The sequence below is a fragment of the Vibrio pomeroyi genome (genome assembly GCF_024347595.1).
Lineage (GTDB): Bacteria > Pseudomonadota > Gammaproteobacteria > Enterobacterales > Vibrionaceae > Vibrio > Vibrio pomeroyi.
This window is the reverse complement of sequence record NZ_AP025506.1, coordinates 1704308-1721072: the sequence shown is the minus strand read 5'-3', so window position 1 is coordinate 1721072 and position 16765 is coordinate 1704308. Positions and strand designations below refer to the sequence as shown.

Annotated in this window: 2 protein-coding genes; both read right to left on the bottom strand. The window is 44.6% G+C overall.

The genetic code is table 11. The annotated features are described in order from the left end of the window. Positions 1–134 precede the first annotated feature (134 nt). A complete protein-coding gene (locus tag OCV12_RS07665; protein ID WP_261885835.1) occupies positions 135–5714 on the bottom strand; it encodes a non-ribosomal peptide synthetase in 5580 nt (1859 codons plus the stop codon). After that, on the bottom strand, positions 5711–16714 hold the full coding sequence (locus OCV12_RS07660) for a non-ribosomal peptide synthetase (protein ID WP_261885834.1): 11004 nt from the start codon (positions 16712–16714) through the stop codon (positions 5711–5713). The genes OCV12_RS07665 and OCV12_RS07660 overlap by 4 nt, the downstream gene beginning before the upstream one ends. Positions 16715–16765: the final 51 nt, after the last annotated feature.

Sequence of the window (16765 nt, the reverse complement as noted above, 5' to 3'; positions counted from 1 at the left end):
TCAATACGGCTATGAACCAATTGTAATAAAAACACAAACAATAACGATAATGGTTATCATTGCGATTAATAATTTAACGAAGTGTACCACGTAATTTTCAAAATGAAACATTACAGCAATAGATATTTATAAAATTATTCACAATACAAATGTCTGTATAAGTCTTTGATTACTGTATTGTTCTGTACGATCCCTAAATGATCCGTACCTATAACAGAGGAATACTGAAGCTTGTTATGCTTATTCAACCCTTTTGATAACAGCTCTGAACGCCCATTTGGTTGCCCTGCCCACCAACAATGCAACTGGGTTTTTATGCTCGGTAATTGATACCCGCGGCACAAAGCACGCATGTGTTGTTCCACTGCCCAGCTATAGAGCATCTGTTTTGCATTGTCCGCCATGTAGCGGTCGAAGTTATTTTCCGCTAACCATATATTAAAGACTTCTGGCCACCTTGGAGGAGATACGGAATCGAGCAACTCTAAACATCGCTGCCCTTGAGCTTCAGTAATTGAACCGAGCAGTAATGAAATATGTTCCATGAGTTTGGTTTTTGAGGTTGATGAGTCCCACTGATCTTCAGCAATTTCAGTACCTGGCACATAGCAATCAAGTAACCCGACGAATGCAATATCGTCCCCATTTCTCTCTAAACGTAGTGAGATTTCCTGAGCGAGTGCCCCGCCCAATGACCATCCAACTAATCGATAAGGGCCATGAGGCTGGAGCTGTTTGATCGTTTGGTAGTAGGTGTCGGCCATATCATTAAACGAGGAATCAAATACGCTCTCTGATACAAAGCTCTGTGACTTTATGCCAAATACACTTCTATCTCCTTCCAGTGCTTGTGCGAGTCTCTGGTAACCCGTCACACGCCCTGTCACAGGGTGAATACAGAAAACAGGTTCAATCTCGCACGCTGTATTATTGAGTTTGTCTACCAATCGCAGGTTGGCTATGCACTGATTACTCTTTGCTACTTTCGCTCCTTGTTTCATAGCATTGACAAGCGCCGTTAAACGCACAACATACTGTTCTGCTATGTGCTCGATTTCTGCTAATGAATAGTGTGTTTTCGCAAACTCCCATGACAAGCTTAACTGTCCAGACACAATCTGAGCATTGACGACAAGTGGCGTCAGCATCTGATTTAAGCCGGATTGAGGTAGGCTTCCGTCTTCTACAGGTGTACACCAGTGTGCGAACCCATCACTTGAGTACTGGCCGAGATAGTTAAACGTTGCACTTGCGCGATAACTATCATTAGTCTCTTTGTTTAAATACCTAACGCCATAGCCAATGCCGCCATCTTGCTTAACGCTCTCTAAATAGTCATGAGTTTGGTTGAGCACACCTAGAATATCAGGTTGGAAATGCCCAATCATTGGGTACAAACTGGTCGTCCAACCCACCATTCTTGATAGATCCACGCTAGAAAAAACAGAGGCTTCTCGACCATGTCCCTCTAAGTACAGAGGAACCTCAGGTTGCGCTTCACTCGTTAATACTGACACTAATGCAGCAATCAACACGCTTTGGATATCTCCGTGCTTGGTGTTTGAAACACGCAACAACGTTTGAGTGAAGTCATTCGATAGTTCAGTTTTGTAAACCTCTTTATCTTGATAAAGCGCAGGAGGGAGCTCTTGATTAATCTTGACTGAATTTGACGATTTCTGGACCAAATCATGCCAAGTGTATTGCATCAATTCTCCCTGTTCAGTAGTCGACCATTGTTCAACCTGACGGAGGGTTTCATCGATTTCACTCGAATTCGGCATTAACTGGATAGCTTGCCCCGCAACTTGTTGTTGATACGCCTTCCAAAGGTCATCTAACAGAATTCGCCAAGACACACCATCCACTGCTAAGTGGTGAATAGCTATCATCAAGCGATTTGGGGATTCTGAACATTGCGCGTAACCGGCCTGAATTAATCGACCAGTATCGATATCCATGCTTTGATGAATCTCTTGAGCAAATGCCGAAAATGCGTCTTCAGAGCTCACCGAACTTATCCAAAGGTATTGGCGCTCTTGATAAGGTTGATACTGTTGTTTCCAACGACCTTGATGTTGTTTAAAAGCGAGCCTCAGACTTGGGTGTTGTTTAACCAACGCTTGAATCGCCAACTCCAAATAGTCGGTATTCATGTCTTGTTTAAGCTCAACACAGATATGCTGATTCCAATGATCAGGCTCAGGAAACTCTTGAGCAAAGAAATGCGCCTGGATTGGCATTAAGCCAAACGCTTCTTCGGTCAAAACACGCTCTGTTGCGGCCTTATGGATATCCAACGCTTCGGCTAGGTCAGACAACGTTTTGCCTTCAAAGACTTGTTGTGGTGTTAAGTTGTAGCCCGCAACACGTACTTTACTCACCATTTGTAAGCAAAGTATCGAATCACCTCCCAATGCAAAGAAGTTATCCGCACAGCTCACTTGATCGATGCCTAGTAGCTGCTGCCATATATCTACGAGCAACGCCTCTTGTTCGGTTTTAGGTAACACAACTGTCGCGACCGATTGAATATTCTCATCCATCGCGGGGAGCGAGGCTCTATCAACTTTACCAGCAGGTGTTAAAGGCAATTTGTCCAAGAGCATTAATTGGTTTGGAACCATGTAATCGGGTAACTCTCGTGAAAGCACTTCGAGAATATCATCAAGATCAAAACGCTCTGGCTCACTACTCTGCAAATAACCAAACAACTGCTTATGTTGGCCTACCTCTTCCACTGCAACAACGCAATGCTCAACCTTAGAGATGGATTGGAGGCGACTTTCAATCTCTCCTAGCTCAACGCGAAATCCTCTTATCTTAACCTGTTGGTCTACACGGCCTATGTATTCCATCACGCCATCGCGGCTCCACCGAACCAGATCACCAGTTCGATACATACGCTGACCTGCTCGTTGGTTGTTGCTATGTCTATTGCTCGTATCATCGAGATTAAACGGGTCAGGCATAAACCGCTCAGAAGTTAAGTCTGGTTGGTCTAAATACCCACGAGCCAACCCAACCTCACCACCGATATACAACTCCCCAACGGCGCCAAATGCGACCTTATTGAGCTGCGAATCCAATATGTACAAACGACGTTCGCCGACAGGCTGACCAATCGGAGCATACGCACTATCCAATTTATCTTGAGGGTATGCTCGCCAAATCATCGGTGTGACAACCGTTTCTGTCGGTCCATAACCATTGATAATACGAGGAGGATTCACAACCTTTTGCAAACGTTGATAGGTTTCAGCGGTAAAAGCTTCACCACCAAGAGTCCAGGAGCGAACACTGATAGATGGTTGTTGATATTCTATCCAATCAAGCAACGGACCCACGTAACTCGGCGGGAAACAGGCAATAGTAATCTTTTCATTGCACAGTACCTCGCAGGTTTTCTCAGCACTCCACAACTCTTGATCTCGGATCACAAGCTTGCTACCAAACGCTAACGGCACAGTCCAACGCTCAACGGCACCATCAAAGCTAATCGATGCAAAGTGAAGCTCAACGTCTTCTGGGGTCATACCATATTGCTTACCAATGGTTTGAACATGCATAGATAACCCATTGTGGTTGACTGCCACGCCTTTCGGTTTACCTGTCGAACCGGAGGTATAAATGATGTATGCCAATTGCTCAGGGAGTATCGTTGGCATTAATTCAGTTGGTAAACATTGTCCGTTATCTAAAGATTGAGATAAGTCTTGCAGACGATAAACTAAAGAACTTACTTGCGGTGATGAAACGTCAAACTCAGATTGAATGTTTTGCCAACGTTGCTCTAAGCTTTGCTGCGTAATCACAAACCCAGCCTTAGAATCTTGAACCATATATGCAAGACGCTCAGTTGGATAATCAGGGTCTAGTGGTAGAAATGCCCCGCCCGCCTTCATGACTGCAACCATAGAGACAATCATTTCGACGCCTCTCTCGAACAGCACACCGATCGCTTGATCTCGAACTACGCCTTTAGCGACAAGTTTGGACGCCAATTCTGATGACGCCGAATCCAATTGCACGTAGCTCAACTCAAAGTCATGATGCTTTAGTGCGATGGCATCAGGTCGCACTTTGGCTTGAACTCCAATAAGTTCAACAATCGACTTAAACTCCCACTCGCCTTCTGGTTGCGATAGTTTTTCTAAAACAGATGCATCATGTCGTGTGAGGTGATTGATTCGAGCTAGGCTGTTATCTACATGCGACTCCAGACTGCCGATTAGATGTTCAAGTACAGCATTCAACTCAACCATCACATCAGAATCGATTCGATCCTTTGAGTACGTGAGCACGACACATGTTTTTCGTTCTGTCTCACGTATATCCAATGCAATATCGAATAACGCAAATTCCCCGTTTTGTTGCTCAGCCTTCAATGTAAGTTGACTATCTAATTGAATCTCATCAGCCAACGAACTTTGATGGTTAAAAAGCACTTGAAACAAGGGAGTTTGTCCTGCTTTTCGTTCGTAATTCTTTGGCTCACCGTCGTTTTGCTCAGTCGTGAAAGCACTGACTAACTGATCGAATGGCAATAGTTGATGTTCTTGCGCCTCAAGTACTTTGTTGTGGGCTCCTTCAATCACATCAGATAAAGAGCTGTTAGGCGTTATGGATTGCTGAATAACCATTGTATTCACAAAAAAGCCTATCAGATTAGACACTTCGTGGCGGGTACGATTCGCCATCGGTACGCCGACCGATATATCTGTGCGATACGTTACCTTGGCTAAAGCAGCCTGCCATATCCCTAACCATAAGCTCGAAGTCGTTACCGACAACTGACGCGCAATCTGTTTTAGTTTGTCAGATTGCGACTCATTGAGTTCATAGCTGATCGAATCAGCAATGCGTCTTTGATTTGGTGTAACGTCACTATGCCAAGGGAACAGTGGGCTTTGATCTGTTTGTAAAAGCTCACGCTTCCAAAACTCAATATGTTGCTGCCCTTTCCCCGCATCCAATAACGCGCTTTGCCAATGAGAATAATCACGATATTGAATCGCTAACTCTGGCAATTTTCCTTGTTGATAAAGCGTAACGAGTTCATTTAAAAATACGCCAATCGACCAACCATCAGAAACGATATGATGCATGACAAGCTGTAGCTTCCACGAATGATCACCGGTTCGTAAACATTGCATACGAATTGGCAGTTCAGTCTCAAGCTCAAACGATTTGCCAATAAACTCCTGCTCTGCGTCTTGAATTTGCTCTTGATTCCAACTTTGAGCATCAACACCAACCGGATGCATCACCGCCGCTTTGTCGACAAACTGAATAACTTGCTCCGTGGCACTGGTAATAAAGCGTGTTCTCAGCACATCATGGCGTTCTAAGACTTGGTTGACGAGCTGGGTTAATCGGTCAATATCCAAATCACCATTAACTTTGAACGTCCCCGACATATGGTAGGCACTGTTACCTTTGTCTAGACGATAAATATCCCACAAACGTTGTTGTGCCGGAGACAGCGAGACTTGCTGTTCAGAACCAACCGCAACAATAGGTAGTTTTTCGAAATCTAAACCTTTGTTACTCAGCAGTTCGATAAACTTGATTTGCTCTGGTTTTCCCAGTTGTAAAAAACGTTTTGCTAACGCGTGTTTATCGATTTGTCCTTGGTTAGTGGCCTTGGGTTGAGTCGTCGCTTTTGACTGACTCTTTGTTTGTAGATTGTTCTTGTCTATTGGGTCGTTCATAGCAGCTCCAGTTCGTCCATCAATGCTGCCATGGCATCGAATTCGTCTTGTTCATGTTCATTTTGTGTTTGATATTGAGCTTGCAAGCTATCCGTTAACGCCTGCAGGTTATTGGCCTCGAAAAAGTCTTTCAGTACCACCTCTAAACCAAGCTCTTGATGTGCTTTAGCGACCACTCGAGTTGCTAATAGTGAATGACCACCCAGAGCAAAGAAGTTATCGTCCAAACCCACTCGAGGGATTTCTAGAACCTCTTCCCAATTACTCGCAAACCATAATTCCAACTCCGTCTCCGGAGCGCGGTATTCGATTGATTGCCATTCCGGTGCAGGTAGAGCTTTTCTGTCGCGCTTACCATTTGGAGAAAGTGGCATTTCACTCAGCCCAATCAATATCGTTGGCACCATGTAGTCAGGGAGATGTTCAGAAAGGTGTTTGTTCACGAGTTCTTGTTTGTCTTGATCCCAATTGGAGTCGATGACATAGCCAACCAATTGATCGCCAGTTTGATGCTTAAACGCGATCACAGCTGACTCCTCTACCCATTCGAGTTGATTAATCACATTTTCGATTTCTTCTAACTCAATGCGTAGACCGCGAATTTTGACTTGGTTATCCAAACGACCCAAATATTCCAATCGACCATCAGCAAGTTGTATAACCTGATCTCCCGTTCGGTACATTCGGCTTCCTGACGCTCCAAACGGATTGGGTACGAATCGGTCTGCGGTAAGGTCTGGGCGAGCAAGATATTCACGCGCTAATCCAATACCCGCTAAATACAATTCACCAGGAACACCAATCGGTACAGGGTTCCAGTTATCATCAAGTACATGTAGCTGAGTATTGCTGATCGCATAACCTATCGGGATACGCTTAGACACGGGTAACTCACACGGCCAATACGTCACATCGATCGCCGCTTCAGTAGGCCCGTATAGATTGTGCACTTCAACAGGAGCGTTATTAAGTACTTGGCCAACAAGGTCGGCAGGTAATGCTTCACCACTACAGATAATGCGTTTTAAAGAGACACAGTCTGATATGTCTGTTTCTACAGAGAACGCGTTCAACATCGACGGTACAAAGTGGAGTGTTGTGACCTGTTCTTGTTGAATGACCTCGGATAGGACACTTGATTGGCGATGAGCGTCAGGCGGCGCGATCGCTAGGCGTGCGCCAGTCATCAATGGCCAGAAAAACTCCCATACCGAAACATCAAAGCTAAATGGCGTTTTCTGTAACACACAATCGGATTCATTGAGTACATACTCTTGTTGCATCCAATTCAAACGGTTTTGTAATGCGGCTTGAGTGTTCACCACTCCTTTTGGCAGGCCCGTTGAACCAGAAGTAAAGATCACATACAACGCCTGTTCTGGATGCCATTGCACTAATGGAGGCATTGATGACTGCGCTGACGTATCTAACTGGCTTAAATCGAGATATTCGCAGCCCTCGCTTTCTGGCCACAAGTGCATTGAGCATGAATCCGTAAGCAGCAAGTCTATATTCGCCGACTGCAATATATACTGAAGTCGTTCTGCCGGATAACTTGGGTCCAATGGCACATAAGCACCACCGGCACGAGTGATAGCATGCAAACCAACCACTAAATCAAACGAACGCTCTAGCCCTAAACCGACACGCGTTTCACTAGTAACCCCTCTCTCACGTAGCCAGTTAGCGAGTTGGTTAACACGCTCATCAAATTGTTTGTATGTAAGGGTTTTACCTTGCATAGATAAGGCGACGGCATCTGGAGTGTCTTCAGCTTGCTGTTGAATCGATTGTGACGGCGTCACGAAATTACCCCAATCAAGGGAGGTGTTATTGAACGCTCGACTTTGCTGTGTTGCATTCTCATCGATCAAATGAAGTTGGCTAACTAACTTATCACTATTTGTAGCGACCCTATCTAAAAGCAATAGCCAATGATCAAGTAACGCTTGTGCGAAATCTTGTGTGAAAATCGGTGATACATAGCTTACGAAACCATGCCATTTACTCTCAGACATCTGTTGAACGTCCATACCGATTTCGAGCTGAGCATTCACAACACCCGGGTCAAATGGCTCGACATCAAGTCCTTGCCAGTCGAACAATGATTGCTCATCAAAGCTCTGGAAGTTGAAACTGGTTTGGAACACTGGGTGGTACCGCAGATTTCCGGTAATCCCCAGTGATTCAACCAACATTTCAAATGGGAAGTCTTGTCGCTGCAGTGCCTGTTCAGTGAATGACTTCACTTGATTCACTAAAGCAGAGAAAGACAGCTCTCCACTAAATTGTGCTGGAATAACCAAACTGTTGATGAAGCAGCCTTGCATCGTCTGTGTTTCAATCTGTGTTCGACCCGCGACTGGCACACCAACACGTACTTGCTCTTGACCGGAATACTTGTGCATCAGCAGGTGCCACAACGTCAGCATGACATTAAAAGGAGTCGTGTTATGCGATGCAGCTAAAGCAGTGATATTGGAAACTTGCTCACTTGTCAGTTCAAAGTGGAGTCGGTTACCTCGCGTATCCGCTTGATCTCTAGACACGTCACTGTGTAATACCAGTGGTTCAATGTCATATTTCAGCGCATTCAACCACCATGCTTTTTGTTCGGATGCTTCTTCAGATTCAAGCCACTGCTTTTGCCAATTCGCATAGTCTACGTACTGCAAATCATTAGTAATTTCAGATGTTCGTAGCTCCAGTGCTTTACTTTCCTCTTCGTTACTGATCATAGACATATAACAATCAGCCAATTCTGAAAGCAGTTGCTGCATGGAGATTCCATCAGAAATAATATGGTGCGCGACAATAAGCAGTTCGCCCTGTTTAACATTCTCTGATGTCTCAGATTTTTCACTCTGCGATGTTTCAGGTTTACCGATTATCCAATCAAATCGAATCAGCGAACCTTCAGAAAAATCAAACGGTTCAGCAATCAGATCTTGGTACGCAGACAAACTTTGTTCATCGGTTGCAAAGTGCTCATGAAGACCTAGAGAAATTTCTCGCTCAGCATAAATAGATTGCATCAGCTCACCTTCAACCTGGCTAAAGTTCGTCCTCAATATTTCATGACGCGCAATCAGCATATTGATTGCTCGCTCAAGAACCGTGACGTTCACATCCCCATTAAATTTAAGTCCTAAAGGCATGTGGTAAGCGGCACTGGTTGGTAGCAGTTGTTGAACGAACCACAATCGTTTCTGTACAGCAGAAGCCGGCATGTATGGCAGTCGTGACACGCGCTCGATGACAGCCATTTCTTTTCTACTTTGAGCGTCTGACAACACACATTGAGCAGCAAGGTCTTTAAGCAATGGCGTATCAAATACCGCCTGTAATGGCAGCCTGATCTTGTCTTGTTGGTTCAGCCTTCCTACAAGTTGGGTCGCCAATAGCGATTGACCGCCCAAAGCGAAGAAATCATCCTCACGGCTTATCTTCTCTTTGCTAAATAGCACTTGCCATTGATTTGCTAACGCTAGCTCCATCTCCCCAATTGGCGCTATGTACTCTGAGCTAGCTTCCTCTTGCCAGTTTGGCATCGGTAGGCGCTTTTTATCGACTTTACTTGCTGGAGTTAAAGGAATCTTATCCATTTTGACAACTTGGCTAGGCACCATGTAATCAGGAAGATCTCTGGAAAGATCTTTCAGTGCTTGATCATTAGATAGCTCGTTATCGCTTTGTATATATGCCACCAGCTGTTTACCTGATGGGCTGTCACAAGCAATGACCGCACACTGCTCCGAACCGGTGATCTTTTGTAGGCGAGATTCTATTTCACCAAGCTCAACTCTAAACCCTCGAATCTTAACCTGTTCGTCACTACGACCGAGATACTCCATAACGCCATCTGAACGCCATTTCACCACATCTCCGGTTCGATACATTCGCTCACCATTACTTGAGAATGGATCAGGAATAAAACGTTCAGATGTTAGATCAGGACGTTCAAAGTAACCTCTTGCGAGCCCAACTTCTTCCCCTATATAGAGCTCTCCTGAAACACCTGCAGGAACACGGTTTAATGCCGAATCCAGCACGTATAAAGTTCGATTTCCGACGGCTTTCCCGATAGGTGCGTAAGCACTTTCTAATTCAGTTTCTGGATACGCCTCCCAAATCATTGGCGTGACAACGGTTTCGGTTGGCCCGTAACCATTAATGATTCGCTTAGGTTTTAGAACGCGTTGCAATTGGAAATAGGTATCACGAGTGAAGGCTTCGCCACCTAATGTCCAAGAACGCACGTAGAGCTTAGGGCTACATCCCTCAATCCACTCTAGCAGCGGCAGCACATAACTTGGTGGGAAACACGCAATGGTGATCTGTTCACGCGTTAAGACGTCACAGGTTTGTTTCGCGCTCCACAATGATTGGTCTCGAATAACCAGGCATGAACCGAATGCCAATGGCACAGTCCAACGTTCAATCGCACCATCAAAACTGATTGACGCGAAGTGCAGCTCTACATCGTTTGCTGTCATGCCATATCGCTGTCCGATAGTTTGGACATGCATGCTCAACCCTTGTTGCGACACACAAACCCCTTTCGGCTTGCCAGTCGAACCCGATGTGTAGATCATGTAAGCCAGTTGATCAGGTAATATCGTAGGCTTTTGACTGAGGGTTTCAGTTAAATCAAACGAGCTATAACTAATAGTTTTAGCTCGGTTCTTTATACGATTCGCTAACGATTCACTTAATAAATCATGAACCAAAACACGCGCTCCGCTATCTTTGATCATAAAGTCTAAGCGCTCTTGGGGATATGAAGGGTCTAGTGGCAGGAAAGCCGCGCCTGCTTTCATCACGCCCATCATTACCACCAGCATATTGCAGTCACGCTCAAAGAGCACACCAACAATATCATCGCGTTCAACACCTGCAGTAATGAGCCTCGACGCTATCGCATCACTCTGTTCAACCACCTGCTGATAAGTTAAACGCTGTCTTTGTTGTCCATTATTCACCTCTACGTTCGATACTAGCGCTTCATTATCAGGACGCAGTAACATCTGCTTTGCCACTAAGTCGGTAAACGGTTCAAATGTCCAAGCCTCTGGTTCACGGTCAAATGAACTGAGCTCACTCACCTGCTCTGGAGCCAATTCAGACAATCGCCCTAAGCCTTCCGTTAAGTGTTGAACAAGTTGAGTTAAATAGTGTCGATTAGTCGCACACAGAGCTTCTATTTGTTGGGGTGTAAACTTACTCTCGTCGTAAGCAAAAACGATGCGAAGCGACTCGCTCGGCAAAACAGCCAAGGTTAACGGGTAATGGGTAAACTCATAACTTTCAGGCTCACCAATGCTAAATTCTCCGTTCCCTTCACTATTTAGAAGACCTTCATCCAAGGGGTAGTTTTCAAAAACCACTAAGGTGTCGAATAGGTTTTCACCAGACCACCCAGTTTGTGCTTGGATATCAGACAGAGAAGAATAACTGAACTCACGCTGATCACTTGATGATGTTTGAATCTCTAGCATCCATTCAGATACTGATTTATAAAGATCGATTCGATGAGAGATAGGCAACGTGTTAATAAACAAACCCACCATCGAATCACTATGAGCTAGCTCTGTCGGACGCCCCGCTACCGTATTACCAAAAACTGGGCTCTCTTGCCCGGTGAAGCGATTCAATGTCAGTAGCCAAGCTGCTTGAGTTAACGTGTTAAGCGTCACACCCGCTTGTTTTAGCATAGGTAACCATTCGCTGATGGTCTCAGATGAATAGTCGTCATTGTAACGATGGAAACTGGATACGTTAGAATCAGTGACCTCGGCATTCGGTTTTCCAAAAGATTCAACCAAACGTGTTGGTGATTCCATGTTTTGAAGGTAGCGCTGCCAATACTGATTAGACTGCTGACTATCTTGGTTCTGTATCCAGGATAAATAGTCTGCAAACTCACCTTTGACTGGTGCAACAGTATGACCTTTATACAAGGCAAACAGATCGCTGAGTAGTACGCCCGTACTCCAACCATCCATTAGAATATGGTGGATCGTAAATATACATTGCACTTGATCATCATGAGTTTGAACGAAATCAACGCGCCACAAAGGTTTTATTTTTGCATGGTCAACAAACTGCTCTAACTCAAAGCCTTGCTCAATCGTTTTCTGCTTGTAGGAATCAAGGTCAAATTGGCTACGCTTTCGAACATCCAATATCGTGTAATCCAGACTAAGTTCTGGCCATTCGGCAAGGAAAGCCCCACCATCAAATGAGAACAATGTAGAACGCAGCATTTGGTGTCTACTCATCACACATTGCCAAGCATCAATCATCTTGGTCACATCAACGTTGTTTAAGGGTAACGTTATCTGGTTGACGTACGTACTGTTACTTTCAGACAGCTTCGCGTGGAAATATAGCCCTTGCTGTAAGGTTGATAACGGTAAAATTGTTCGAGGTAGTGAGCTTGATGAACTGGCACCAGCACAAAGTTGATTTAATTGGGTTTGAGTCAACTCAACCAGTGGTACATCGTTGCTGGTTAATACCGGATTGGCTTCAATAAACAGTTCATGTAAACGTTCGATGCTACTATCAAATGCCGCATGTAGCGCCTCAACTTCAACTTGTTTAAAACTGTGGCTATCCAACTCAACATCCCATGTTAAGTGCTCAGTGTGCACAGAAGCATTGATAACAATCGCCGCATCTGCAGCGTTTGATTCATCACGCCATAAGCCCGTATTTGTTACCTCAACCGCGTCATTAATCTGTTGAGTAAGATTGCCTAAATAGTTAAACAGCACATCCATATCACCAACATGAGGCCAAAGATCTTGCATCACACCGGCATGGAACGTGACGCCGCCTAGCTCGTCTGCACTAGAATTACCTTTGAGGGATTTTACCCACTCTTCCAACGAATCAAGAGCAGGAACGGCTTGCGGATATAATGATGTGTACCACCCGACAGTTCGACTTAAATCAATCCCAGAGTTCTCGGTATAGCGACCGTGTGATTCACGATGAATGGTTAACGCCTTTCCTTGGTTTAACGAACTGACCGTTAAAGCACTCACAATGAATGCAATTTGTTCCTGAGTGAGACGAGCAAATTCTTGGCCAGCTTTGTTTAGAGCATTTATTTTTGATAAAGGAGTGTGCCATTGCATCGCAATAGGCTTTCCACGTTTTGTAGGATAAAGCGGTTGTTTCGTTTGCTCTGCCCAGTACGCTTTTTGATCTTTAGATATCGTCAGTGTACTTAAGGTATGGCCCCAGTTACCTTGATGATGAGTCTTTTGACCCAATGAGAGTTCAGGTGACGCGTTTTGAGACGTACCTTGAGTGTCAGAAGCTTCTTGATATGCATTATAAAGCTTAGCGAGATCTTCAATAATCACAGGCCATGAAAGTGCATCTACAACGAGATGGTGAATCGCAATTAAAATTTCGCTTCGCTGACCAAGTTCACGCTGTTTGTTCAGGCTGCGAGTTCCTACAGCACCAATCACACCGTGAGTTAAATCGATGCTCGCCTGAACTTGTTCAAGGTTTATCTCGTCTTCAAATGAATGAATAGCAAACTCGGCATTGTCTTGATAATTTGCCGTCGCTTTTAATGAAGAGTCCGACGAAGGAGCAAAGCGCAGTCTCAATGCGTCGTGGTGTTCAACAAGACCTTTGAATGAAGCCGTCAATCGTTCAACATCTACTGGGAAACGCCAGTTAAACTGAATGAATTGATTACAACGACTCAGTTTAAAATGATCGATGTATCTTTGCTGAATGGGTAGCAGTGCGACTTCGCCTTGGAGCTTAACCTGTTCAGCTTTGACCAGCTTGGTTTCGGTTAGATTGTCCGCCATATCACTTAACTTCGGAAAATCGAAAACTTGTTTTGGCGATAACATGAAACCTTGTTGACGCAACTTTCCGACTAGTTGAAGAGCCATAATCGAGTCACCACCTAGCGCAAAGAATTGGCTATTCGCTCCAACACTCTTCACCTTAAGTAGATCACACCAAATATCAGCAAGCACTTGTTGTCGCTCGTTCTCAACTTCACCTTGTTCGGTGTGTAGCTCAGACCAATCAGGAGCAAGCAATTGCTTTCTATCGACCTTACCTGCAGGTGTCAGAGGCAACTTGTTTTGCACAATAATACACGCAGGTACCATGTAATCAGGCAGCGTTTGTCCCAATTGTTCAATCCATCGCGCTTCTTCATTTCGATGAGTACTTTGCGATAGAACATCGTTTAGTTCGGCATCCTTTGCTTGAGTCTCGTTTTGTTGACCTTCACTTAGCTGAACATAACCGACAAGCTTTTTACCCGTAGGAGATTCATGATCGACAACAGCACAGAACTCCGCGCCTGAAAGCGCCTGAAGTTGGGATTCGATCTCCCCTAGTTCGACACGGAACCCACGAATTTTTACCTGTTGGTCGACCCGACCTAGGTACTCCATGATTCCATCATCGCGCCACTTAACGAGGTCACCCGTTCGATACATCCTCTCGCCATTATCAGTAAATGGATCAGGAACAAAACGTTCAGCGGTTAAATTAGGCTGTTTCAAATAGCCTTCAGCTAAGCCCACTTCAGAACCAATGTACAACTCACCACTGCATCCAAATGGCACTTGGCTTAACTCTGAATCAAGTACATACAGCTTTCTGTCACCAACTGGAGTTCCAATCGGCGCGTATGCGCTCTCCATTGAATCTTGTGCATACGCTTCCCAAATCATCGGTGTGATAATCGTTTCTGTTGGACCATAACCGTTAATGATTCGTGGTGGAGTTAACACGTCTTGGATTCGTTCAAAGGTCTCTCGAGTAAACGCTTCACCACCCAAAGTAATGGATCGCAGTGCCAATGTCGGTTTTGTCGCTTCAATCCAGTCGAGTAACGGGCCGACATAACTTGGAGGAAAACAAGCAATGGTCACTTTTTCTTGTTGTAGTACATCGCAGGTCTTTTCCGCGGTCCATAACTCTTGATCACGAATCACCAAGCGAGAGCCAAAGGCTAATGGCACAGTCCAACGTTCAACCGCACCATCAAAACTAATCGACGCAAAGTGCAGTTCAACGTCATCTTCACTCATGCCATATCGCTGACCAATCGTTTGAACATGCATGCTCAAACCTTCATGAGATATGGTGACGCCTTTTGGCTTTCCCGTTGAACCAGAGGTATAGATGATATAGGCCAGCTCTTCGGCCAACGGACGTTTAAAAGAATTATCTGAAGGAAGACTTGAAAGCTCTGCACTCTCAACACAGAACTGAGTAACACCATCACTACCGTTTAATACATCAGTGCATCTAGACCTAGATTTAGAATGAGTCAGGAGTAGCTCAGCACCACTGTCTTCCAACATAAAATTCAATCGTTCGGTTGGATAATCTGGGTCTAACGGTAAGAAAGGCGCACCCGCTTTCAGAACGGCAATCATTGAAACGATCATATCGACACCACGTTCCATCATCACACCAATCGGTGACTTTGAAGTGGTATTTTGAGACAAAATCGAATGCGCCAACTGGTTTGAACGAGCCTCCAACTCTAGATAGCTCATTGACTCGTTTTGGTGTTTTAACGCAATACTATTCGGGCTCTTAACGGCTTGCTCCGTCACTAAATCAGTAAACGGACGATAGTCCCAAGAGTGATCACCCGAACCATATTGGTCTATTAACCTTATGTCCTTGCTTGAGATTGCATTTACCGACGCCACAGCTGCATCTGGTGATTGAACAATGGTCGTTAAGTTTACTTTAAAGCTTTCGATGAATTTGGTGATAAACGGACGAGTGAACTTCTCTTTTGCATAGACAAACCTTAACGGTGTATCGCCTTTATTAATAACGTCCAACACCAATTCAAACGGTGTTTCTAATACTGGAAATTCTTCAAATTTGGCCGAAACCCCATTGGTATTAAGTGAAAATTTACCACCGTGATTCCGGAAGTTCAGTGCCGTTCTAGGAAGTGGTAAGTCGCCGACTAGCGCTTCTAATGGAGTACTTTCGTAGGCTAGCGACGCTTTCATTGAAGCATGAGTCGTGTTGACTAACTGAGACAACGTCATTTCTGCGTCAATGCGGTAACCGATCATCGCACTATTCACATAAAAACCGACCGTTCTGCGATTCTTGGCATTTCGGTTTAGGGCGGGAACACAAATTGAAGGATGAACATTAGAAGAGTACTGGCGCAGCGTTAGCATCATTGCCGATGCCAAAATCTCAAATTTGGTCGCGCCTAACTCACTGCTTAACTTTTTGATTGATTCATTGGTTTCGTTAGACAAGCTAACAAGCTCATGTCTCGCCCCGTAAGTATCTAGCGATTGGTCGTTAAGATTTGATATCGAGAGCGACTCTTCACCGATAAACTGATTCTCTATCCACGCCGCTTTCTGTTGCTTATAGAGATCAGACGTTTCTGCTCTGGCCTGCTCTGCTGCGTAATCAAGATAACTTTGAACCTCTTTCCCATTGTAGGTTTTGCCTGCAACCGAATTAACCAGCATCTTAATTTTGATTTGAAATGACCAAGCATCAGTGACGATGTGGTGAGTCGAAAGCAACACAGCGAAGCGATGCTCACTGACTTGATAAATACAACAGCGAGCAAGATTACCTTCCAATAAATTGAACGGTTGTTGCCAACGTTGGCGAGCATCTTGATTAATCGCTTCAATCGCATCCGAGCCACCCTGCATGTCAATACAATCATAATCAACAGGATTAAAAGGCAACACGCGCTGAGATGCTTTGCCTTCGATTTCAGAAAATTGACTCCGTAGCAAAGGAAATACCGAGACCATTTCGTTTAATGAATGTTGAAGCTTTTCAACAGTAACACCGTTACCTTCAAACCAAAGTAAGCCACCCAGGTTATAGGCTAAGCTCATCGGTTGTAATTGTTGGAATAACCACAAACGTTGTTGAGAGTATGAGAGCGGGTTCCAAGCGGTTACGGAATCCAAAATTTGTTCATCATCCACTGACATTTTATTACCTAAGCATGAAATTTGGTTGCAGAAACCCTCTCTTCGCCCACG

What these genes read in the sequence shown, in the direction of transcription:
- OCV12_RS07660 (WP_261885834.1), bottom strand. Translation starts at nt 16,714, where the DNA reads ATGTCAGTGGATGATGAACAAATTTTGGATTCCGTAACCGCTTGGAAC.
- OCV12_RS07665 (WP_261885835.1), bottom strand. Translation starts at nt 5,714, where the DNA reads ATGAACGACCCAATAGACAAGAACAATCTACAAACAAAGAGTCAGTCA.